This is a genomic window from Burkholderia sp. Se-20378 (assembly GCF_017104665.1).
Classification (GTDB): Bacteria; Pseudomonadota; Gammaproteobacteria; order Burkholderiales; family Burkholderiaceae; genus Burkholderia; species Burkholderia lata.
On the sequence record NZ_JAAGPG010000003.1, the window covers coordinates 40,081 to 61,605 of the forward strand.

At 63.6% G+C, this 21,525-nt stretch carries 20 protein-coding genes and 1 pseudogene; 11 read left to right on the forward strand and 10 right to left on the reverse strand.

The annotated features are described in order from the left end of the window. Positions 1 to 51: 51 nt before the first annotated feature. The 6 genes from G3N93_RS01195 to G3N93_RS01220 all read left to right on the forward strand — a co-directional run bounded on the left by G3N93_RS01195 (position 52) and on the right by G3N93_RS01220 (position 6,810). The gene (locus tag G3N93_RS01195) at positions 52 to 399 is read left to right on the forward strand and encodes a copper-binding protein (RefSeq protein WP_174939952.1); all 348 of its coding nucleotides are present in this window, start codon (positions 52 to 54) and stop codon (positions 397 to 399) included. Positions 400 to 413: 14 nt separating this feature from the next. Further along, complete coding sequence (copC, locus tag G3N93_RS01200) at positions 414 to 794, forward strand: copper homeostasis periplasmic binding protein CopC (protein ID WP_206132123.1); 381 nt, start codon at positions 414 to 416, stop codon at positions 792 to 794. Then, complete coding sequence (locus G3N93_RS01205; RefSeq protein WP_206132124.1) at positions 791 to 1,732, forward strand: CopD family protein; 942 nt, start codon at positions 791 to 793, stop codon at positions 1,730 to 1,732. The genes copC and G3N93_RS01205 overlap by 4 nt, the downstream gene beginning before the upstream one ends. Before the next feature lie 222 nt (positions 1,733 to 1,954). Further along, the gene (locus G3N93_RS01210; protein WP_174932157.1) at positions 1,955 to 3,769 is read left to right on the forward strand and encodes an ExeM/NucH family extracellular endonuclease; all 1,815 of its coding nucleotides are present in this window, start codon (positions 1,955 to 1,957) and stop codon (positions 3,767 to 3,769) included. A 711-nt stretch (positions 3,770 to 4,480) separates the two neighbouring features. Then, positions 4,481 to 6,325 carry a peptidase S10 gene (locus G3N93_RS01215; protein ID WP_206132125.1) on the forward strand — a complete coding sequence of 615 codons (1,845 nt, stop codon included), beginning with the start codon at positions 4,481 to 4,483 and terminating at the stop codon, positions 6,323 to 6,325. 53 nt (positions 6,326 to 6,378) lie between these two features. Beyond that, a complete protein-coding gene (locus tag G3N93_RS01220; RefSeq protein ID WP_174938001.1) occupies positions 6,379 to 6,810 on the forward strand; it encodes a 2-oxoglutarate dehydrogenase in 432 nt (143 codons plus the stop codon). A gap of 80 nt (positions 6,811 to 6,890) precedes the next feature. Here G3N93_RS01220 and G3N93_RS01225 read toward each other — a convergent pair whose 3' ends face one another. Further along, positions 6,891 to 7,895 carry a helix-turn-helix domain-containing protein gene (locus tag G3N93_RS01225; RefSeq protein ID WP_174938003.1) on the reverse strand — a complete coding sequence of 335 codons (1,005 nt, stop codon included), beginning with the start codon at positions 7,893 to 7,895 and terminating at the stop codon, positions 6,891 to 6,893. A 170-nt stretch (positions 7,896 to 8,065) separates the two neighbouring features. On the opposite strand from G3N93_RS01225, the gene G3N93_RS01230 reads away from it, so the two are divergent. The 3 genes from G3N93_RS01230 (at position 8,066) to glyA (ending at position 11,616) form a co-directional block, all read left to right on the forward strand. Next, entirely contained in the window at positions 8,066 to 9,313 is a 1,248-nt protein-coding gene (locus G3N93_RS01230) for a D-arabinono-1,4-lactone oxidase (protein WP_174938005.1), read from the forward strand. 33 nt (positions 9,314 to 9,346) lie between these two features. Next, the gene (locus G3N93_RS01235; protein ID WP_206132126.1) at positions 9,347 to 10,126 is read left to right on the forward strand and encodes an SDR family NAD(P)-dependent oxidoreductase; all 780 of its coding nucleotides are present in this window, start codon (positions 9,347 to 9,349) and stop codon (positions 10,124 to 10,126) included. Between the two features lie 242 nt (positions 10,127 to 10,368). After that, positions 10,369 to 11,616, forward strand: coding sequence for a serine hydroxymethyltransferase (gene glyA / locus G3N93_RS01240; RefSeq protein WP_206132127.1), 1,248 nt, complete (start codon positions 10,369 to 10,371; stop codon positions 11,614 to 11,616). A gap of 122 nt (positions 11,617 to 11,738) precedes the next feature. On the opposite strand, the gene G3N93_RS01245 is transcribed toward glyA, so the two are convergent. The 3 genes from G3N93_RS01245 to G3N93_RS01255 all read right to left on the reverse strand — a co-directional run bounded on the left by G3N93_RS01245 (position 11,739) and on the right by G3N93_RS01255 (position 14,477). Then, positions 11,739 to 13,271 (reverse strand): amino acid permease, encoded by a 1,533-nt coding sequence (locus G3N93_RS01245; protein WP_206132128.1) that lies wholly within the window; start codon positions 13,269 to 13,271, stop codon positions 11,739 to 11,741. Positions 13,272 to 13,592: 321 nt separating this feature from the next. After that, the gene (locus G3N93_RS01250; RefSeq protein ID WP_206132129.1) at positions 13,593 to 13,892 is read right to left on the reverse strand and encodes a superoxide dismutase; all 300 of its coding nucleotides are present in this window, start codon (positions 13,890 to 13,892) and stop codon (positions 13,593 to 13,595) included. Between the two features lie 30 nt (positions 13,893 to 13,922). Next, positions 13,923 to 14,477, reverse strand: a complete 555-nt coding sequence (locus G3N93_RS01255; protein ID WP_174939968.1) for a flavodoxin family protein — start codon at positions 14,475 to 14,477, stop codon at positions 13,923 to 13,925. Positions 14,478 to 14,634: 157 nt separating this feature from the next. On the opposite strand from G3N93_RS01255, the gene G3N93_RS01260 reads away from it, so the two are divergent. Beyond that, entirely contained in the window at positions 14,635 to 15,591 is a 957-nt protein-coding gene (locus G3N93_RS01260; protein WP_206132130.1) for a LysR family transcriptional regulator, read from the forward strand. 126 nt (positions 15,592 to 15,717) lie between these two features. On the opposite strand, the gene G3N93_RS01265 is transcribed toward G3N93_RS01260, so the two are convergent. Then, positions 15,718 to 17,208 (reverse strand): aminotransferase class V-fold PLP-dependent enzyme, encoded by a 1,491-nt coding sequence (locus tag G3N93_RS01265; protein ID WP_206132131.1) that lies wholly within the window; start codon positions 17,206 to 17,208, stop codon positions 15,718 to 15,720. Between the two features lie 229 nt (positions 17,209 to 17,437). On the opposite strand from G3N93_RS01265, the gene G3N93_RS01270 reads away from it, so the two are divergent. After that, positions 17,438 to 18,022: an NIPSNAP family protein gene (locus G3N93_RS01270; protein ID WP_241026350.1), complete on the forward strand. Its 585-nt coding sequence runs from the start codon at positions 17,438 to 17,440 to the stop codon at positions 18,020 to 18,022. A gap of 19 nt (positions 18,023 to 18,041) precedes the next feature. Here the strand turns inward: G3N93_RS01270 and G3N93_RS01275 are convergent, their stop codons facing one another. The 5 genes and pseudogenes from G3N93_RS01275 to G3N93_RS01295 form a co-directional block, all read right to left on the reverse strand. Next, entirely contained in the window at positions 18,042 to 18,356 is a 315-nt protein-coding gene (locus G3N93_RS01275; protein WP_174939975.1) for a TrfB-related DNA-binding protein, read from the reverse strand. Between the two features lie 18 nt (positions 18,357 to 18,374). Next, positions 18,375 to 18,632 carry a PAAR domain-containing protein gene (locus G3N93_RS01280; RefSeq protein ID WP_206132133.1) on the reverse strand — a complete coding sequence of 86 codons (258 nt, stop codon included), beginning with the start codon at positions 18,630 to 18,632 and terminating at the stop codon, positions 18,375 to 18,377. 70 nt (positions 18,633 to 18,702) lie between these two features. After that, a pseudogene (locus tag G3N93_RS01285) lies at positions 18,703 to 18,921 on the reverse strand (virulence factor); the annotation flags it as partial. Positions 18,922 to 18,963: 42 nt separating this feature from the next. Then, on the reverse strand, positions 18,964 to 19,968 hold the full coding sequence (locus G3N93_RS01290; RefSeq protein WP_206132134.1) for a hypothetical protein: 1,005 nt from the start codon (positions 19,966 to 19,968) through the stop codon (positions 18,964 to 18,966). A gap of 171 nt (positions 19,969 to 20,139) precedes the next feature. Beyond that, positions 20,140 to 21,483: a virulence factor gene (locus tag G3N93_RS01295; RefSeq protein ID WP_206121906.1), complete on the reverse strand. Its 1,344-nt coding sequence runs from the start codon at positions 21,481 to 21,483 to the stop codon at positions 20,140 to 20,142. Between the last annotated feature and the right edge of the window lie 42 nt (positions 21,484 to 21,525).

Consider the following 21,525-nt stretch of genomic DNA (forward strand, 5'->3'; position numbering starts at 1 on the left):
CTGCGCACAGGCGGCCGCCGGTTTCATTTCATTCACTGGGGAGTCGACACGATGAAGAAGGGACTGGTTTCGATGGCAATCGGGTGTGCGCTGGCGTTTTCCGGCGCGTCGTACGCGGCCGGCGACATGGCCGGCATGGACATGAGCGGCGGCGCGCAGCAGGAAGCCGCAGCGAAAGAGGGCATGTCGCACGGCGAAATCCGCAAGGTCGACACGGCCGCCGGCAAGCTGACGATCAAGCACGGCCCGCTGGAAAACCTCGGGATGGACGCGATGACGATGGTGTTCAAGGTGAAGGACCCGGCGATGCTGTCGCAGGTGAAAGCCGGCGACAAGATCGATTTCGTCGCGGAAGACGTGGACGGCGCGCTGACCGTCGTCGAGCTGAAGAAGCCGTAACGCGGAGCGTGAGCATGAAGATCCCGAACCTCACGCGGCTGGCCGCGATCGTTGCGACCGGCGCGATCGTCGCGGCCGCGCCGATCGCGGCATCCGCGCACGGCAAGCTGGAAAGCGCCGCACCGGCGACGGGCAGCACGGTCGACACCGCGCCCGACACGTTGCGGCTCACCTTCAACGAAGACCTCGAACCGGCGTTCAGCTCGGTGAAGGTGTCGGACGCGAACGGCAACGCCGTCACGCAGGAAAAGGCGAAGGTCGATGCGGCGAACCCGCGCGTGATGACCGTCGCGCTGCCGAAGCTCGCGCCCGGCGCGTACACGGTGCAGTGGGCGGCGATGACGGCCGACGCACATCGCACGAAGGGCACCTACACGTTCAGGGTGAAGGGGTGAACGACGGCGTCATCGGTCTCCTGCGGCTCGTGTCGGTGGCGATCCAGAACGCCGGGTTTGCCGTCGTCATCGGCGCGCTGCTCGGCAGCCACTGGCTCGCGCGCGGCGCGTCGGCGTGGCAGCACGGGATCGGGCGGCGGCTCGTCGCGACGCTGCGCAGCGCGTCCGTCGTCTCGCTGGTCGCGAGCGTCACCGCGTTCTGGGCGCATTGCGCGCTGATGAGCGAGGTGTCGTTGCTCGAAGCGGGGCCTGCCGTCTGCTCGATGCTTGCGGGTACCGGGTTCGGTCATGCGTGGCTGGCCGGTGCGGCGTTCATGCTCGTCGTCGTGGTGTTGTCGTTCGTCAGGCGCGCGAACGCGTCGCGCTTGCCGTTCGCGATGTGGGCCGCGCTCGCCTGCGTCGCGCTCGCGCGCAGCAACGGCGGGCATCCGGTGGATGCCGGCGTGTTCAGCGTGCCGGTGTGGATCGACTGGCTGCATCTGCTGGCGATCAGCGCGTGGGTCGGGCTCGTGCTCGTGACGGCATTCGGCGTGATGCCGAGGCTTGCCGCGATGCCCGCGAGCGAACGCACGACCGGCGCATCGTTCGTGCAGTCGCTTTCCGATGCATCGACCTACGCATTGATCGTGCTGTTCGCGACCGGCGCGTACAACGGCTGGCGCGGCGTCGATACGCCCGCCAACCTGCTCGCGTCGACGTACGGGCAGATCCTGCTGCTGAAGCTCGCGCTCGTGCTGATCGCGGCGGCGCTCGGCGGGCACAACCGCTTCTTCGGGATGCCGAATCTGTTGGCCGCGCTGAAGAATCCGGCTGCCGCGATGCCGGCCGGTTCGTTGAAGCGGTTCGGCACGGTGTTGCGGATCGAGGCGGCGGTGCTCGGCGGCGTGTTGATGGTCGCGGCCGTGCTCGTGTCGAGCGCGTTGCCGGGCACGGTGTAGCGCGGCGCCGCGACGCTGCGGCAGCGAGGGCTCGCGGGGGAATCGTCAAGGGGCGAGGCGTTTTTTCATCAGACGATTTCCCCGCTTTTCAAGGGGCAAACGTGCGGTTGATGGCGATCGCGCCACGATAAAAATAGTTACATATACCTGTCTTTCGATTACCAAAAACTGTCATTGAGCGCCGCTAAGCTTTCGCCACCCTCACAACCGGGATTCCCCGTCATGCGCTCGACAATCCGCCTCATCACCCCGCTATTGCTGCTCCCGACGCTCGCCGCGCCGGTTTTCGCCGCCACTGCCGCGCCCGTCAGCCCGAACTGCGGCGGCAGCACGACGCCGATCGCCGATATCCAGGGGCCGGGCGCGCCGTCGCCGCTCGCCGGCCAGAACGTGTCGATCGAAGCCGTCGTCACCGCTGATTTCGGCGGCACGGACGGCTTCGGCGGCTTCTTCGTCCAGCAGGCCGACGCGCAGCGCCGCAACCAGCCGGGCGTGTCCGAAGGCCTGTTCGTCTATGCGCCGAAGGTGCGTGCGAAAGCCGGCGACCTCGTGCACGTGACGGGCAAGGTCGAAGAGAAGTACGGCCAGACGCAGCTCACGCAGTCGGGTGCGATCGCGGTGTGCGCGAACAACCAGACCGTCACGCCCGCGACGCTCACGCTGCCGGTCGACAGCCCGAACGCGTTCGCCGCGTATGAAGGGATGCTCGTGCGCCTGCCGCAGACGCTGAACGTCACCGACAACTACGAGCTCGGCCGCTACGGCAGCGTGATGCTCAGCAACGGCCGCCTGCGCACGCCGACGAGCGTCGTGCCGCCCGCCCAGGCGCAGACGCAGATCGATGCGAACGCACGCAATCGCCTGGTTCTCGACGACGGCTCGAACAAGCAGAACCCCGCCACGGTGCCGTACCCGGCGCCGGGCCTGTCGGCCGCGAACACGCTGCGCGCGGGCTACACGGTGCGCGACATCGAAGGCGTACTCGAAGTGCGTTACGGCGCATGGCGCGTGCAGCCGCTGCCGGGCGCGGCCGTGCCGGCATTCGAGGCGCGCACGAACCCGCGCACCAACGCACCGGCGCGCGATCCGAAATCGAACCTGCGCGTCGCGTCGTTCAACGTGCTGAACTACTTCAACGGCAACGGTCTCGGCGGCGGCTTCGACGATCCGAACAACCGCGGCGCGAAGAACTTCCAGGAATTCCAGCGCCAGGAAGCGAAGATCGTCAGCGCGCTGAAGGCGATCGACGCCGACGTGATCGGCCTGATGGAAATCCAGAACAACGGCTACGGCGAACTGAGCGCGGTGCGCCAGCTCGCGGCGAAGCTCGGCAACAACTGGCGCGTCGTCGATCCGGGCGTGTCGCGCCTCGGCGGCGATGCGATCACGGTCGCGATGATCTACGACAGCCGCAAGGTCGAACCGGTCGGCCGTGCGGCCACGCTCGCGATCGACGACAAGAACCGCCAGCCGCTCGCACAGTCGTTCCGGCTGATCAACGGCAACAAGCAGTCGCTGACGGTGGCCGTGAACCACCTGAAGTCGAAGAACTGCCCGGATGCCGCGAACGACGATCTCGACCAGGGCGACGGCCAGGGCTGCTGGAACCCGACGCGCACGCGCGCGGCGGCGAAGGTGGCCGACTGGCTCGCCGGCAACCCGACGGGCGTCGCAGGCCAGGGCGTGCTGCTGATCGGCGACTTCAACAGCTACACGTACGAAGACCCGATCCGCACGCTCGAATCGCGCGGCTACCGCAACCTCGTCGCGCGCTGGATCGGCGCGAATGCGTACAGCTACGTGTACAACGGCGAAGCCGGCTATCTCGATCACGCGCTCGCGACGCTGCCGCTCGCATCGCACGTAAAGGCCGTGCACGAATGGCACATCAACGCGGACGAGCCGCTCGCGCTGCAGTACACGCTCGCGTACAAGTCGGCGGAGCAGCAGAAGACGTTCTACGCGCCGGATGCGTATCGCTCGTCGGATCACGATCCGGTGCTGATCGATATCGCGCTGCCGGGTGGCGGGAAGTAATGGCGGATTGAACGCGGAAGAAGCGCGGCGTGCGGCGAGGCTGCACGCCGCGCTTCATTTCGACCACGCAAGCCGGTCGGGGCGCGGGTAAATAATTCCGCCGAATTTTTCGGGAATTAGTGAAATCGGTATTTTATGGATGGCGTGATGCGGATAAGCGCATCGATTGAAGAATGGTTGAAGTGACTTGAATCATTGGATGGCGGACTATGCATGCCGTCACGCTGAATTAATCGATCTCGGATAATTAAAATGAAAGAAAAATCCCGGCGATCTGAAGGCTTTCGAGGCGCTTCATTAATACGGGAAAGGATTCAAGGTCACTCCGGAAAGGCATGGGATTCGGCGGATTATTGCCGGCAAAGCGTGCAATGCGTGAATAATCCCGCTTTCTTTCAATTGCCAGACACTGTCCGCCGTTAGCATCATTGCGGGATTTTTAATATCCGAATGATCTTTGACAACGCGGCGCAGCACCGCCTATTTTTGTGTTGTCGTAAATTTGGGTCATATAAAAGTTGTCCAAACTGCAGGGGGCGTCCGAGCACCATTCTCGCCAGCAGTTTGCTGTGTCTGTATCAAGTTCAGTCTCTTAGAAGTCCAATCCCCAACCGCCGACTGCCGACCGTGCAACGCGAGTGGCGGGTCGGTCTGCGCGTTTCGCAGGCGTTGGCGGCCTTTGTGAAGCGGTATCCGAATCAAAGGACAGAGATGAAACCAGACAGGAGCTGTACCGGCAGCCGCCGTGGCCGTCACGGCCGGTTGGCCGGGCTAGGTGCATTGACCGTCATGACTCTGGCGCTCGCGGCATGCGGCGGAGACGATTCGTCGTCCGTCGGTGCGTCGAGCCTCGCGCAGGCCACCGCCAGCCAGCAGGCCAGCGCGCAACAGGCGGCCGGGCAGACGCCGGCCAACCAGCCGTACGTCGACCCGGTCGCGTATTCGATGAATGCGACCGACGGCCTTGCACCCGGGCAGGTGTCCGAGAAAACGGCCGTCATGCACTACCAGTGGAAGAACGGCGGCACGACCGTCAACTACACGACGACCACCGGCCACCTGACCGCGCAGGACGCGAGCGGCAATGCGGAAGCGTCGATGTCGTACGTCGCGTACACCGCGCCGAGCACGAACGGCAAGCCGCGCCCCGTCACGTTCGTCTATAACGGCGGCCCCGGCTCGTCGTCGATCTGGCTGCGGCTCGGCTCGTTCGCGCCGACCCGCGTGGCCACGCCCGATCCGCTGTTCGGCAGCAACTGGCCGAACTATCCGCTCGTCGACAACGCCGAAAGCCTGATCGACACCACCGACCTCGTGTTCATCGACCCGCCCGGCACCGGGCTGTCGGAAGCCGTGTTGCCGAACACCAACCAGAAGTACTGGGGTTCCGATGCGGACGTGAACATCATGCGCGACTTCATCCAGCGCTACCTGAACGTCAACAGCCGCAGCACGTCGCCGATCTACCTGTACGGCGAATCGTACGGCACGCCGCGTACCGACATGCTGGCGCTCGCGCTCGAATCGGCCGGCGTGCACCTGACGGGCATCGTGCTGCAGTCGTCGATCCTGAACTACTTCGCGGATGCGGTGGAAGCCGTGGCGATCACGCAGTCGACGGAGGGGCTGCTGCTCGAGACCGATACCGTGGCCGGCTACTTGCCGGGCTATGCGGCGGTCGCGGCGTACTTCAACCAGGTGTCGCCGGCGCCGGTGAACCAGGGGCTGTACGCATTCCAGACGGAACTGTTCACGACGCTGATCTACAACCAGCTGCAGAAGTACTCGCAGTCGTGGGTGTTGAGCCAGCTCGGCATTCCGGATGCGCTCGGCACGCCGGTGTTCCCGAGCGATGCGACGCTGAAGCTGTGGTCGATTCCGTCGAGCCTCACGCAACAGGCGCTGCGCGGCTACTTCAACGCGAATCCGTTCGGCACGAGCCTGCTGCCCGGGACGACGATCGGCCGGTATGACGGACGCGTGTCGTTGCCGAACTCGGATCCGCGTCTGCAGAACGACGGCGACCCGTCCGACATCCTGATTTCGCAGCCGTTCACGAACGCGCTCGCGACGCAGATGCCGGATTACCTCGGCTACACCGCTCCGAACGCGACGTACCTGCCGCTGAACGACAACATCATCGGCGTCTGGGACTTCACGCACGACGGCCAGCCGATGCCCGACACGATCCCCGATCTGCTCGGCGCGCTGCAGCTCAACCCGAAGCTTCGCGTGCTCGCGGAGAATGGCTACCACGATCTCGCGACGCCGTTCTTCAACACCGAGAAGCAACTCGCGCGGCTGCAGACGGTGAAGGGCTTCAATCCGAAGCTGCAGGTGAACTTCTTCCAGGGCGGCCACATGATCTACCTGGACGACGTCGCCCGTCCGCAGATGAAGCGGGACCTGAAGACGTTCTACAAGGGTGCGCGGATTCCGACGGCGCTGACGCTGCACACGCTGCCGCCGCCGTGGCCGGATGAAAACCCGCCGAGCGTACCGACCGGCAGCGTCCCCGGCGCGACCGCCGCGACGACGCTGGCGACGGCTCCCTGAGCGGCCCTGAGCGACGGACTCCTTGTCAAAGGAACCCTCTATTCATCCATTGAATGCGAGTGATTATGTCCCTAATCAATTTGATGCGGCGTATGTCTCCGTTGATCGTCCTCGGTGCCGTGATGAGCAGTGCCTACGCGTTGCCGCCGCAGGCGGTGGCGCCGGTGAAGCTGCCGCACGGCGGGCGCGGTGTCGACGGTCCGTTCTTTCCCGCCACGAAAGCGGCGCCGGTGTTGCCGTCGACCGGCGCGACGCTGCAGCAGCAGGCGCAGCAGCGTGTCGATGCGAGGCTCGGCGCCAATACGGTGCTGAGCAACGGCGCGGCGGTGACGAAGGCGCAGGCGCAGAGCAGTGGCCTGGGTTTCGTGTCGAAGCACTTCGACGAGATCGATGCGAAGCACACCGGCCGCGTGACGATGAGCGATGTGCGGCAGTTCATCCAGCAGCGGCAGGTGCAGGCGCAGCAGGAACAGCAGGACGAGTGACGTAGCAGGCAGGGCGGCGGCCGGTGCGGACTCCTTCGCACCGGCCGCCGGAAGGTGAACGACAGGGCGAGCGACAGGCGCTAGATGGCCTGGCGCGCGTAGCGCTTCGCGGTGGCGGACGGCAGTTCGCCGAACATCGCGCGATAGTCCTGCGCAAAACTGCTCAGGTGCCAGAAGCCCCACTTGGTGGCCGCGGTCGTCACCGAGTCGCCGAGCCGCAGCTCGCGGCGCACGTGGTTCAGCCGCACGGCCCGCAGGTAGGCGATCGGGTTCAGGTTCAACGTGTCCTGGAATGCGTATTGCGCGGTGCGCCGGCTGACGCCGAGCTCCACGCACAGCTCGGCGATCGACAGCGGGCAGGTCGATGCATCCTGCAGCCGCTCCCGCACCGCATTGACCAGCGACCAGTATTTCGTCGGGCGCACGATCTGTGCGCCGGCGTCCGGCGTGGCGGCCGTCATTACTTCCGAGATCGCGTACAGCACGGTGCGTTCGAGCAGTTCGATCCTGTCCTGCGTCGTCACGTCGTCGATGCGCGTGGTTTTTGCGGCGGCGGCGAGCGTCTGGCGCAGCAGGTCGCGCAGATGGTCGGCCACATAGGTCGCCATCGGGATCACCGGTGAATGGGTTCGGGCACGCAGCGACGCGGCCACCGTGCGCAGCGCCTGCGTCGACAGGTTCTCCGGCTCGATCTCGACGTTCACGAGCAGATGCCGGTCGGGCGAATAGAACTCGAACTGCGGCTGGCTTGAGAACACGTGCAGGCTGTCGCGCCCGCTTTTTTCGCCGCACAGGCGCGCATGGCCTTCCAGTTCCAGCGGCACGGCCACGGCGATCCGCTCCGACGGCACCGCGCCTTGCTGCAGGATGACCTTGTCGAGATCCTCGACCAGCAGCTTGATGCCGCCCAGCGACATGATCGACGACGAGCCATGAAACAGACCGCTCGAGATCTGCGTGTAGTTCATGTTCCAGCCGTCGAACGAGCGCGCCTGTTCCTCCACGTCGGTGAACGCGCAGAACGCGACCGTTCGCGCGAACAGCGGGTCGCCGGAGAAATCGCTCGGGTGGGCAGGCGGCGTCATCGGGGGCGGGAAGGGGCGGACCGGATCGATTCATTGTAGCCGCTCGTCGCGCCGGTCAAAAAGCGCCGGACGGGTGTCCCTTCGCCAAAACCCTAACTTGCCGAAATCCGATAGTGGAAAACCTTTCGGCACCCTATCTTTGGCACCAATACGACGCTGGAGAGACGGTGATGGAACTTCCCCGTGGCGGATTCTGGAGAAACTGGGTCGGCAATCAGTCGTGCGTGGCCGCGCACCTGGCGTCGCCGACCCGCGAGGCCGAGATCGCGGAGCTGGTGCACACCGCGACGCGGCAAGGCAAGCACGTGCGGTGCGCCGGGTCGGGGCACTCGTTCACGCCCGTCGTGGCCACCAGCGGCCTGCTGCTGTCGCTGCAGGACTATCAGGGCATCGTGGAGGTCGACGAAGCGCGCAAGCGCGTGACCGTGAAGGCCGGCACCAGGATCAATGCGGTGACGCGCCACCTGAAGGCGCTCGGCCTGTCGCTCGTCAACCAGGGCGACATCGATTCGCAGGCGATTGCCGGTGCGTTGGCCACCGGCACGCACGGCACGGGGACGACGCTGAGCAACCTGTCGTCGCAGGTCGTCGGGATGCGCATCGTGCGTCCGGATGGCTCGATCATGACCGTGAGCGACCGGCAGGACCTCGACCTGCTGCATGCGACGCAGGTCAACATCGGGATGTTCGGCGTGGTGTCGGAGATCACGCTGCAGGTGACCGATGCGTTCTGGCTGCACGACCGCGTGTGGCGCGAGGACTTCGACGCGCTGATGGCGCAATACGACGACCTGGCCGCGAAGCACCGGCATTTCAGCTTCTTCTGGTGCCCGACCTCCGCCAGCCGCGATCTCTACTGCCTGCCCGACACCACGAAGGTATCGAACTCGAAGAAGGACTACGACGTGTGCGAGATCAAGGTGATGGATGTCACCGACGCGCGCACGTTCCATGAAAGCGAGCACGAGAAGATCGCCTACAGCTCCGAGGTGTACGCGATCCACTACGTGCCGAACTTCCACGAGCTCGAGTACGCGGTGCCCGCGCAACACGGCAAGGAGGCGCTGCGCCGCGTGCGCGAGCTCATCCTCACGAAACACCGCGACTGCATTTTCCCGGTCGAATACCGCTTCACGAAGGGCGATCCCGCGTGGATCAGCCCGTTCAATCACCAGGACAGCGTCACCATTTCATGCTCGGGCGGCCCGAACGGCGTCGACTACTGGCCGTTCCTGAAGGACGTCGACACGATCCTGCGCGATTACGGCTCGCGTCCTCACTGGGGCAAGCTGCATTTCACGAACCGCGAAGACGTCGATCGCTGGTTCCCGAAGGCCGAAGCGTTCCGCGCGCTGCGCCGCAGCGTGGACCCCGAAGGCGCCTTCCTCAACGATCACCTGCGGACGCTGTTCAGTTGAGCAGGCCGAACGAACCAGACTGGAGAACGAAACATGAATGTCAAGATTGACGGCCGCCTGGCCGGCAAGGTCGCCATCGTGAGCGGCGGCGCCGGCGGCTGCGGCGGCGCGGCGTCCGAACTGTTCGCCGCGCAGGGCGCGAAGGTCGCGATCATCGACCGCGACGGCGATGCCGCCGAAACGCTCGCATCCCGGCTGCGCGACGCGGGCCTTCAGGCGATCGGCCTCGGCGCCGACGTGTCGAAACAGGCCGAAGTCCAGCAAGCCGTGAACGTCGCGCGGGATCAGTACGGCAACGCGGACATCCTGTTCAATCACGCCGGCACGCTGATCGTCAAACCGTTCCTCGACATCGAGGAGTCGGAATGGGACTGGCTGATGGGCGTGAACGTGAAGAGCATGTTCCTGATGACGAAAGCGGTGCTGCCGCAGATGCTGGAGAAGGGGCGGGGCAGCATCGTCTGCACATCGTCGATATCGGCGGTGTGCGCGACGCCGGGCGAGGTGCTGTATGACGCGACCAAGGGCGCGTGCCACATGTTCGCGCGGGCGATCGCGGTCGAGTATCGCGACCGCGGCATTCGGTGCAACGCGCTCGCGCCGGGATTCATCCGCACGCCGCACGGGATGCGCGAACTCAGGGACCTGCAGGCGATGGGCGTCGACGCGACCGAGGCGGCGATCGCGGTTCAGCAAGGCCGGCTGTGCGAGCCGTCGGAAGTCGCCGCTGCCGCGCTGTTCCTTGCTTCCGACGAGTCGAGTTTCGTCAACGGCACGCATCTGTTCGTCGACAACTGTTTCTCCGCCGTCTGATTGTCGATGTTCGCAAGAAGTCGAAGGGCAGGCTGCACGCCTGCCTGATCGGCAAGTTCCGTCGAAGGTGTCGCAGCGATGCGGCCCTTCGATTTTTTTTGCGCGCCCGGCGCGCGGTGTCCTAGCGGAATGTCGGAATCCTTCTAGCTGAACGGGGGGCGCGTCTGATGGAATGCGAAGGCCGAAACACCATGCAGCCGGCAAGCCGCGGTCAGTCATTCACTCTCAACTGGTCAATCATCATGTTCAACCGCACCACCAGCACCGTCGCCAACGTCGATCCGGAACTTTTTGCCGCGATCGAGCAGGAAAACCGCCGCCAGGAAGATCACATCGAGCTGATCGCGTCGGAAAACTACACGAGCCCGGCCGTGATGGCTGCGCAGGGTTCGCAACTCACGAACAAGTACGCGGAAGGGTATCCGGGCAAGCGCTACTACGGCGGCTGCGAATACGTGGACGTGGTCGAGCAACTGGCGATCGACCGCGTGAAGCAACTGTTCGGCGCGGAAGCGGCGAACGTGCAGCCGAACTCGGGTTCGCAGGCGAACCAGGGCGTGTTCTTCGCGATGCTCAAGCCGGGCGACACGATCATGGGCATGAGCCTCGCGCACGGCGGCCACCTGACGCACGGCTCGCCCGTGAACATGTCGGGCAAGTGGTTCAACGTGGTGAGCTACGGCCTGAACGAGAATGAAGACATCGACTACGAAGCCGCCGAGAAGCTCGCGCAAGAACACAAGCCGAAGCTGATCGTCGCGGGCGCGTCGGCGTTCTCGCTGAAGATCGATTTCGAGCGTCTGGCGAAGATCGCGAAGTCGGTCGGCGCGTACCTGATGGTCGACATGGCCCACTACGCGGGCCTGATCGCAGCGGGCGTGTACCCGAACCCGGTGCCGCACGCGGACTTCGTGACGACGACGACGCACAAGAGCCTGCGCGGCCCGCGCGGCGGCGTGATCCTGATGAAGGCCGAGTACGAGAAGCCGATCAACTCGGCGATCTTCCCGGGGATCCAGGGTGGCCCGCTGATGCACGTGATCGCGGGCAAGGCCGTGGCGTTCAAGGAAGCGCTGTCGCCGGAATTCAAGGCGTACCAGGAGAAGGTGGTCGAGAACGCACGCGTGCTGGCTGAGACGCTGGTGAAGCGTGGCCTGCGGATCGTGTCGGGCCGTACGGAAAGCCACGTGATGCTGGTGGACCTGCGCGCGAAGAACATCACGGGCAAGGCCGCGGAAGCGGCACTGGGCGCGGCGCACATCACGGTGAACAAGAACGCGATCCCGAACGATCCGGAAAAGCCGTTCGTGACGAGCGGCGTGCGCCTGGGCTCGCCGGCGATGACGACGCGCGGGTTCGGCATGAAGGAAGCGGAGATCGTCGGCAACCTGATCGCCGATGTGCTGGAAGCGCCGGAAGATGCGGCCACGCTCGAGCGTGTGCGCGGGCAGGTCGCCGAACTGACGAAGCGTTTCCCCGTCTACGGCTGATGCCCGCAAGATTCAACCGCTGCAAGGCGGTTGAATCGCGTGGTTGTGCGTAGACATGAAAAAACCGACTCGCGGCATCGAGCCAGCGAGTCGGTTTTTTTTCAGCCTGCTTCGAAGGCGCCTCAGACGGACGGATCGACGTTCGCCTCGAGTTCACGGATGCGGTCGAGATTGCGCGTGTCCTTCAGCACCGGCGGCCCCGCGAACGTGTTGCGCACGCCGAAGCCATACCAGATCACCATCAGCACCACGACGAAACCGACGAGCACGTACAGCACCTTCTCGTTCGGCGGCTGGATGCCGACATATGCGAGCACGCAGGCGCCGACCAGCGCGAGCAGCGCACACGGCTTCGACCAGATCCCCAGTTGAAACGGGCCCTTGTCGGTCCACGTGCGGCCTTCGGCCAGCATCCCGGAGCCGATCGGCATCGCATACGAGATGAACAGGAACACTGCGCTGCCGGCACTCAGCACCGAGAACGCGTCGCCGTACAGCGTGACGACGATCGCGAGCACCGCACACGTCCAGATCGCGGGGCCGGGCGTCCGGTGCGTCGGGCTCACGCTGCGCAGCAGCTTCGACGCCGGCAGCCCGCCGTCGCGTGCGAACGCATACATCATCCGCGACGTCGACATGATCGCGGCGAGCCCGCACACGTAGTTGATGAAGAACATCGCGAGTTCGAGGGTGACGCGCAACGTCTTCGGAATCGGCGCGAGAATCGCTTCGAAGAAGCCGGTGCCCTGCTTCATGCTGGCGGTCAGGTCGGGCATCACCAGCACGAACGCGCACACCATCACGTAGCCGAACACCGCGGACCAGAACACCGACCCGATAATGCCGCGCGGCACGTTCTTTGCTGCATCGTGCGTCTCTTCCGACGTGTGCGCGGAAGCGTCGAAGCCGGTGATGGTGTAGGTCACGAGCAACAGGCCGGACAGGAACGCGAGCGGCGTGGCCTGCTTCGGCCATGCGCCGCCATCGACGCCGGTGAAGTTGGTGAACGTCACCAGCCGATGCGCATCGAACGCGACCGGCGAGTAGTAGAGCAGCGACACCACCAGCGCGATCGTCACCACGAAGATGAGATAGCCCGACAGGTCGGTGATCTTGCTCGCGATCTTGATGCCGCGTGCGTTCAGGATCGCCTGCGAGATCGTGATGAACGCGATGAACGCCGTCTGATGCCACCAGGTCAGGCTGTCCGGGCTGACACCGAGCATCGGCGCGATCAGCGTCTTGAAGAACGGGTCGTAGGTGCCGAAATTGATCGCGGCGATCACGAAGATCAGGCCGATCAGGTTGAGCCACGCCGTCATCCACCCCCATTTCTTCCCGCCGAGGATCGCGCCCCAGTGATAGAGGCCGCCGGCCGTCGGAAACGCGGACGCGATCTGCGACATCGACACCGCGACGATCAGCGCGAACAGCGAGCCCAACGGCCAGCCGAGGCCGACCGAGGCGCCGCCGGTGGCGGAAAACGCGAGCTGGAACGCGGTAATGCCGCCCGACAGGATGCAGATCACGGAAAACGAAACCGCGAAGTTCGAGAAACCGCTCATACGTCTCGACAGTTCCTGCGCATAGCCCATCTTGTGCAGCAGGCTTACGTCACTGTCGGTGCCTGAATCAGGCTGGAATTTTGCATCCATGGTCGCTCCGTCACGAATGTCCTGCGTGGCAGGACCGTCATCGCCGCCCGGGCCAAGCAAGATGGCCCGCTCCTGGGATTCGTCGGCGGCTCGCGATGCCCGGGGCCGAGCGGCAATCGCTTTCCAGTCCGATGCGTGAACGGTATGAAATCAAATTTCCCGGCTCTATCAGATTTCGGCAACGTAGTGAAAATCCGGAGGGATGCACCGGAAGGGGGCGGGGAGGTGGGGCGTAGCAGCTAGATCCGGTGCGACGCCGGATCCGGGTTCTCGCCCCCCGGACGTCCGGGGGACGAGCGTCGGAGCGTCAGTCACGCAGGGTCACGCATGGCCCGCCGCGAACAGCGCTTCCCAGCCAAGAAACGCGCCGAGCGGAATGATGTCCCAGTCGATCAGCCCGGCCTTGGCCAGCGGAAACTCGCGCAGTGCTTCCCGCGCGCTTTCCATCGAATCGCACTCCGCAATGATCGCGACGCCGGGGCGATCCTGGCGGAAATAGATGTCGCGGACGATGTCGCGCTTGAGCAGTTGCCAGCCGTAGCGCACTTCGTCGAGCATGTGCGGTTGATAGGCTTCCGGATTCGCGCCGGGCAGCGGGACGTCGAGGCACAGCAGTTTCATGTCGATCTCCTGGTAAGCGCGTTGTGCCGCTTATGCGCTGGCCGCGAACCGCGTCGCCAGTTCGGCGACGCGCTGCCCGAGGTGCGCGGCGGTTTCGAGATCGCTGGCGATCGGCGACAGTTCCGGCGACACGTCGTCGGACTGCGCCATCGCACCGAGCCAGCCGCCGATCCGGTTGCGCTCGTTTGCCGCGGTGCCGGCGAACAGGTCGAGGCCGACCCAGATCATGCCGTGCTGCGCCGCGAACAGCGCCATCGTCATCAGCGCGTTCAGCTTGTCGCCGTGCTGCGCGCCGGAGTTCGTGAAACCGGCCGCGATCTTGTTGCGCCAGGTTTGCGGAATCCACGCGGGGCGCGTCGAATCTTCCATGAACTTCTTGAGCCGCGAGCTGATCGACGCGTTGTACGTCGGCGAGCCGAAGATGATCGCGTCGCTCGCGGCGAGCGCATCCCACGGAATCGCGCCGTCGGCGACCGCGATGAGCCGCACTTCCGCGCCCGGTACGCGACGCACACCTTCCGCGACGGCTTGTGCCTGTCGCTCGGTATGTCCGTGGCCGCTGTCGAAAACGATGGTGGCAAGCATGAGCATTCCTTTGCAGTCCGTTGAACGATGGCCGCATTGTGGGCGGCGCGGGCCGCAACCAGAGGTTGGGTTCGGGTTGAGTCGCTCTCAACTTCAGGTTGATAATCGGCTGCAGTCGAAGGTGTACCGTGCAACGTGTCGATCGAAGGAGGCTGCTTTGGATTTGTCACAACGGACGCGTGCGATCCTGTCGTTCGTGCATGCGGCCGACGCGGGCAGTTTTGCGGCGGCCGGCCGCGTGCTGGGCATCACGTCGGCCGCCGTCAGCAAGAACGTCGCCGGCCTGGAGCGGGCGCTTGGCGTGCGGTTGATGAACCGCACCACGCGCACGCTGAAGCTCACCGATGAAGGCAGCGTGTTCCTGCGCCAGGCGCGCATCGCACTGGACGCGCTCGATTCGGCGGTCGACAGCATCGTCGCGCAGCGGCTCGGGCCGCAAGGGCGCGTGCGCATCTCGACCAGTGCCGCGTTTGGGCGCGAGCACCTGCAACCGGTGCTGCCCGGGTTGCTGGCGCGCTACCCCGGTTTGTCGGTGGAGGCCGATTTCGACGACCGGATCGTCGACGTCGTGCGCGACGGTTACGACATCGTCATCCGCGGCGGCAACATTCACGATTCCGCGCTGGTGTCGCGGCCGATCTTTCGCATGAATACGGTGCTGGTTGCGTCACCCGCCTATCTGGCGAGACACGGCATTCCGCGAGCACCGGACGATCTGGGTGCGCACCGGCTGATTGCACGCAGGTTTCTAGGCGGCGAGGTGTCGACGTGGAGCTTCAGGATGCGCGGCGGGAGCATCGTGGCGGTCGATCCGGGCGAAACGGCGCTGCTGACGTTCTCCGCGCCGGAGGCCGTGCTGCAGGCCGCGCGTGACGGCCTCGGCATCGCGGAGGTCGGTGTGCATCTCGCGTGGGCGCATCTGCGCGCCGGCTCGCTGAAGGTGTTGCTGCACCGCCATCATTTGCCCGGCACCTACGAAATGGCAATGCAGTATCCGCATCGTGCCTTGAAGGCGTCGCGCGTCCAGGCGACGGTCGACTATCTGCTCGACGTGTTTGCGTCGAACGAAAGCCTGCATGTGCCGTTGAAGGCGCTGGATGCGTATGGCGCGTGATGACGTGTGGAAGATACGGTGCGAAGCCGATGCGGCTTCAATCGACACGACTGCCCGGCCGCGCATCGAAGCATCGGCTTCGTACGCGAACGCGGGCGGCGTCGTGTGACGGGGCGATGTTCCGGTTCAGGCCGAGGCCGTAGCCGCACGCCGGGCGGACAACCGATTCCACAGCATGCCCGAGCGGTTGCCGCTGCGGCAGTACGCGAGCACCGGCTTCTGCAGCGTATCCACCAGCGCACCGAATGCATCGATCTCCGCGTCGCCGATGCCGTCGCGCTCGACCGGCAGGTAGCGCGCTTCGAGGCCCAGTTCGCGGGCTGCCGCGGCGATTTCATCGAACGCCGGATGCGCGTCGCCTTCGCCGTCGGGCCGGTTGCAGATGACCGAGCGGAAGCCAGCATTGCAGATCGCCTTCAGGTCGGCCGGCGTGATCTGCCGCGACGCGGAGAAGCCGTTCGCCGCCGTCGCGCGACACTGTTCGATCGCGTTGCGGAAACAGGCGATCGCGAAATCGACATCCTGCTCCGTCGTGAAGCGGCCGAAGCTCACGCGCACGGTGCGGCCTGCCGTTTCCACATCGAGGCCGATCGCGGTCAGCACGTGGGACGGTGCGCCGCTGGTGGAGTTGCATGCGGACGTCGACGACACGGCGAGCGCTTCGCCGAGCATGAACGGGAAGAAGCCCGGCGCATTCACCGTCAGGCTCAGCGTGTGCGGGATCCGGCGCGCGGCGGCTGCGTTCTGCGTGACATCGCCGAGTGCGACCAGTGAGTCCGTCAGGCGGGCGCCGAGCGCCGCGATCCGTGCGGTTTCGCCGTCGAGCTTGTCAGCGGCCAGTTCGCATGCCACGCCCATGCCGACGATCTGATGCGTGGCGAGCGTGCCCGAGCGCAAGCCGCGCTCGTGCCCGCCGCCATGAATCTGAGGCGCGATCCGGTCCGCGATGTCGCGGCGCACGAACAGCGCGCCGATGCCCTTCGGGCCGTACACCTTGTGCGCGGACATCGACAGCATGTCGATGCCGAGCGCGCGCACGTCGATCGGCGTCTTGCCGAGCGCCTGCGCGGCGTCCACGTGGAGCAGCGCGCCCGCGTCATGCACGATGCGCGAGATTGCGCCAATATCGGTCAGCGTGCCGAGTTCGTTGTTCACGAGCATCAGCGACACGAGGCCCGTGTCGGGGCCGATCGCGGCAGCGACCGCGTCGGCGGTGATCTCGCCGTCGCGCGTGGGCGTCAGGAACGTGACCGACGAACCGTGCTTCGACAGGTTCGCCATTGTGTCGAGAATCGCCTTGTGCTCGATGCGGCTCGTGATCAGGTGGCGCTTGTCGGTCGCGTTTTCCGCATAGCCCTTCAGCGCGAGGTTGTTCGATTCGGTGGCGCCCGACGTCCAGACGATCTCGTCGGCGTCCGCGCCGATCAGCGCGGCGACTTGCGCGCGGGCCTGCTCGACCTTGTCTTTTGCCAGCCGGCCGGCGGCATGCGAGCTCGACGCCGGGTTGCCGAAGATGCCGTCGAAGCCGAGGCAGGCCGTCATCGCTTCGATCACGCGCGGATCGGCGGGCGTCGTGGCGGCGTAGTCGAGGTAGTGCAGCGTGGTGGTGTCGCTCATGTCCTTCTCATACTCGTTTCTTTCGGAATGGAAGAAATGATACGGCGGACAGGAGGGAAAAAGGATCCAAAGTTGGCTGGCGATTCAGCTTGATATGGAATAACGTTTTATCTGGATGTGGATTGGGGGAATTTATTTTTCTGACGGCGGGTGGGCGCGATTCGCGCGTCCGCCGCCCATTTTGTGAGGGAGGGTCGATATGCAGTATGAACTGACGACGTTGTCGTGTTTGCTGCTGGCGCAGGATGCCGTTTCCGCCGGTGCGCATCGATGGGTATCGGATCCGGGGGCCGCGGGGCGTCTCCTCGGCGCATGGCGTTCGGAAATCGGCGAGTTGGGGCAGATCGTCGTGTTGCGAGGCTTCGACGATGTCGATGAACTGCAGCAGGAGCGCCGTCGTGCGTTGTTGAGCGGCGGGCCGTTCAATATCGATGGTGCCGACGTGGGTCTCAGCATGGAAACCTACGAACTGTTTCCGTTCCTGCCCGAGATCGAGCCGTCGACACTCGGCCGGTTCCACGAATTTCGCCGCTATTGGCTCAAACCGGCCGGGATCGCGCCGACGATCGCCGCGTGGCAGCAGGCCGTCGGCCCGGCCGAAATCTATACGTCACATCTCGTCGCGAACATGTACGCAATCGATGGCCCGCCTCGCATTGCCCATATCTGGGGGTTCTCGAGCCTCGAGGAGCGCATGGCATTGCGCGCGCGCCACTATGCCGAAGGGCTTTGGCCGCCCAAGGGCGGACCGCAGCAGATCGAGCGGGCCACGTCGACGATTTGCCTGCCGGAGGCGTGGTCTCCGCTGTGCTGAATTTTCAATGAATCGCCGATCAGGTTGCCGTCTTTTGTTCATTCTGAATCGCCAATCGATATGCATCCCGCACCCATGCCTGGAGTGCGGGCTCATATCTGGCCGGGATCGTGATCGTGAGGGTGGTGAGGCGCGTGCAGTTTCCCGGTAGCTCCAGATACCGTTGCCACGCCTTCCGTACAAGCTGCGACATCGCGGAACACGTCATGCCGACTTCCGCCGCCACAGCCCGTTGTGATCGGCCCTTGACGAAAATCTCGTGGAGGGCCCACTGGTTCAAGGGCTTGATTCGTGTATTTTGCATGCGCAACAGACGGAACTGTTCGGCAGTCATGCGCCGGGTCTTTGGCATTCAAACCCGCCCGGAAGTGTGAAGTGAAGAAATCAAGGTCGCGCCGCATGAAGTCTTGTGACCATCGAAGGCAGAGTCTCGACCTTCGACCTTGAATGCCGTGTCGCCTTCGGCAATCGTGCAAGTACCGTGAATCGGGCACGAGCATGGGTCGCCGATGCGGGCGACCGAGCGCCCCATCACCTTGCTCGTTCCGGCTCCGGATTCGACCCGGCCGCCGTGGGTATGTACGTCGCCTACCCGGATAATTCCTCGCATATGACTCATCCCCTGAATGATTGGCGCGGCACTCGCGTTCGCACGCGACGTGCCATCGCGTCGGTTTGCATCACCACGAATAGCCCTGCATGCCGTAATCGGTATCGTGCCGACGCCCCCACCACGGCAGGTAGGCATTGTTGCCGCCGCGTGCGCGGAACCAGTCCTTGTCGGGATCGATCGGCGTGAGCTTCGACGGCGGCCGGACAACGACCGCGACCGGGTGCTCCGGATCGGTCGTGCCGGCGACGAGCGCGTTGCCGCCGAAGTGATTGATCCGGCCGATGGCGAAACGCAGACGATCCGACACAATAATTATTTGGCATCCCGACTATTGAATTGGCTCGCAATTCTTCCGATCTTCCTCCGATGGTCCTCTGTTTTGGGCCGCATCCATCCAACCCAGATTGAATTGGGTATAACTGTAGTGACATAACAGTGTGGGCTTTCCAGCGACGCTTTTGTCATCAATGGTTAAGGTGTCAAGTGTGAGGGGCGCAGAAGGAAATGTAACATCAGCTAACGTGATTTGATTGGCTCTATAATTGATGTTGTATTTGCCAACCCAATATTCCGCCGCCTTGCCTGATACAACGCGATAGCCGATCGGTGCTGTTTTTGGTGAAGCATAATACAAGGCCATCGATTGATGTAGCCGCACATCATCGCCTCCCGAAAATCTAAATAGGTCACTAGGAACAAATAGATCGGTCGGATAATTCTTTCTTTCCGAATTCGGCTTCGGTTGTCTAGCAAAAATCCATTGATGTTCGTCATCGTAAACGATCAACTGAATATCTATAGCCACAGGGCTGGCGAGAGAGTTGTAATCTTCAATCTGCCTGTAACGCCGCGCCCCGCCCGGATCGCGATTCCCTTTATCGGCAACAAGGTCATCGGGAATTGCAAATACGATTTCCGGGTAGTTATCGAATGCACCCATGAAACGATATTCGGTGCCGGGCACATAGGCGGAGAGTGGGCGGCGCATGGGTAAATTCGTACCTTGGACTTTCCAACTAATCGGACGTGCATCCAGAAGGATTTTCCAATCGGGCTTTGTTCCGCTCTTCAAGGCGACCAGATTTTGCCGTTTACAGTCGCTGCTCCGATCATAGCAATGATGATACAAATAAAGGCTGATACCCTCGCTTTCCAGTGTCAACCACGGACGTGGTTCAGCCGGAAAGCTATAAATTTTCTCGTAAGATTTCGTTGAAAAATGCGGCACAATCATCGGCGGGCAACCGGCTAGCAACACACTTATCGGAAGTGCGGCGATCAATTTTATATTTCTCAAATATTTGGATTTTAATGTCCGGGGCATGCTATTCATACCATTCCACTATTTTCATATCGTCATTGTTAATCCAGAATCATGGTGGTGACGAAAGGAAACACCATGAGCGCCACCAAACCGGGCGCGATAGTAAATGGCTGCACTCGACTCTTGTTACTAGTCGCGGCGGATACGTTCACATGCAGCGCGCCGCCAAGCCGATGCGCATCACCATGAATAACCTTGCATGCCGTAATCGGTATCGTGCCGACGCCCCCACCACGGCAGGTAGGCGTTGTTTCCGCCGCGTGCGCGGAACCAGTCCTTGTCGGGATCGATCGGCGTGAGCTTCGACGGTGGCCGGACAACGACCGCGACCGGGTGCTCCGGATCGGTCGTGCCGGCGACGAGTGCGTTGCCGCCGAAGTGATTGATCCGGCCGATGGCGAGCGCGACGTCGGTCAATGCGCTGCCGGTTCCCATGTCGCCGAGCAGGGCGGCCGTGTTGAATGTCTGTTTGCGGTGGTCGTATTCAGGAAGTGTCTCTGTCAACGTCTGAGCGAGCGCGGCAACGCGTGACGACGCTGCATCGCTGCCTGCACCTGCGTCATGGACGATGTAACTCAGGTTCGTGACCGCGACGCCGGCATTGCGTGCCGCTTGGTCGATGGTTGCCTTCCATGCCTGCACGGTGCGCGTCGTGCCGACCTTCTGCGAAAACTCTTGCGTGTTGCCCGTTGCGGCTTTGCCGATCCAGGCGAGCGGTTCGCGCTGCGTGTTGAAGTTCGGGCCGGCGAGGAACAGCACGACAAGGTTCTCGTTGATCTGCGCGTCGGTGGGCGGGAAGTTTGGTGCGTCCCAGTTCACCACCCAGACGGTTTCGTCGGGGTTCGCCTGCAGGTAGTCCAACGCATTGTTCAGCGAGTTGAAGCCGGCGTTCGGCCCGCCTTGCGTGATCCGCACATCGGGAAGCGTGTTTCGGCTCCACATTGTTGGAAAGTACGAATTGCCGATCGAAAACGTCTTTCGAATCGAGTCCTGTAAGTAGCTTTGCGATTCGGCCGCGTCAAGTCGTTCGGGAATCGCAAGTTCGACATGGATGCCAGCCAACTCTCGCCAGTTCTTTTTGTCGTCGGGCTTGACCGTGTAGAAGTATTTCGCGTTGCTTGCGTAGCGTGAGTGGAGCAGAAGCGGGAATTTGGTCATGTACTTGCGATAGAAACCCCTGAATGTTTCTGCACCTTCGTTGCCGTATGCGATACCTGCTACCGGTTGCAGAGTAGAAAATGACTTCGGATCGGTGCGGACCATATCGTCATTCCTGTTCGGCGCGGCAAATCCTTGCGTCCACAACAATTGCCATTCGGTCGGGTAGTCCATGCGTTGCAACGGGTTCAGCCAGATCAAACCTGCAACCTGTGCCACGAACGGCTTCGCTGCTCCTTCCGCGGACAGCCCCGCATGAGTTACGGATTCCGTGGCGGGTGCCGCGTGCACCGACCGTACAGTGGCGGTGATGAACAAAAGCACCATGAGTGCAGCCAGGCTGGGTACGACTACAAATCGTTTCATCCAATCTCCTATTTCCAGTTGCGTCGGATCTGGTTGTTCTAC

Bases quoted from the DNA above. Each gene is read 5' to 3' on its own strand.
- G3N93_RS01195 (WP_174939952.1), top strand. From the start codon at position 52: ATGAAGAAGGGACTGGTTTCGATGGCAATCGGGTGTGCGCTGGCGTTT.
- copC (WP_206132123.1), top strand. From the start codon at position 414: ATGAAGATCCCGAACCTCACGCGGCTGGCCGCGATCGTTGCGACCGGC.
- G3N93_RS01210 (WP_174932157.1), top strand. From the start codon at position 1,955: ATGCGCTCGACAATCCGCCTCATCACCCCGCTATTGCTGCTCCCGACG.
- G3N93_RS01215 (WP_206132125.1), top strand. From the start codon at position 4,481: ATGAAACCAGACAGGAGCTGTACCGGCAGCCGCCGTGGCCGTCACGGC.
- G3N93_RS01220 (WP_174938001.1), top strand. From the start codon at position 6,379: ATGCGAGTGATTATGTCCCTAATCAATTTGATGCGGCGTATGTCTCCG.
- G3N93_RS01225 (WP_174938003.1), bottom strand. From the start codon at position 7,895: ATGACGCCGCCTGCCCACCCGAGCGATTTCTCCGGCGACCCGCTGTTC.
- G3N93_RS01230 (WP_174938005.1), top strand. From the start codon at position 8,066: ATGGAACTTCCCCGTGGCGGATTCTGGAGAAACTGGGTCGGCAATCAG.
- G3N93_RS01235 (WP_206132126.1), top strand. From the start codon at position 9,347: ATGAATGTCAAGATTGACGGCCGCCTGGCCGGCAAGGTCGCCATCGTG.
- glyA (WP_206132127.1), top strand. From the start codon at position 10,369: ATGTTCAACCGCACCACCAGCACCGTCGCCAACGTCGATCCGGAACTT.
- G3N93_RS01245 (WP_206132128.1), bottom strand. From the start codon at position 13,271: ATGGATGCAAAATTCCAGCCTGATTCAGGCACCGACAGTGACGTAAGC.
- G3N93_RS01250 (WP_206132129.1), bottom strand. From the start codon at position 13,892: ATGAAACTGCTGTGCCTCGACGTCCCGCTGCCCGGCGCGAATCCGGAA.
- G3N93_RS01255 (WP_174939968.1), bottom strand. From the start codon at position 14,477: ATGCTTGCCACCATCGTTTTCGACAGCGGCCACGGACATACCGAGCGA.
- G3N93_RS01265 (WP_206132131.1), bottom strand. From the start codon at position 17,208: ATGAGCGACACCACCACGCTGCACTACCTCGACTACGCCGCCACGACG.
- G3N93_RS01275 (WP_174939975.1), bottom strand. From the start codon at position 18,356: ATGACTGCCGAACAGTTCCGTCTGTTGCGCATGCAAAATACACGAATC.
- G3N93_RS01280 (WP_206132133.1), bottom strand. From the start codon at position 18,632: ATGCGAGGAATTATCCGGGTAGGCGACGTACATACCCACGGCGGCCGG.
- G3N93_RS01290 (WP_206132134.1), bottom strand. From the start codon at position 19,968: ATGAATAGCATGCCCCGGACATTAAAATCCAAATATTTGAGAAATATA.
- G3N93_RS01295 (WP_206121906.1), bottom strand. From the start codon at position 21,483: ATGAAACGATTTGTAGTCGTACCCAGCCTGGCTGCACTCATGGTGCTT.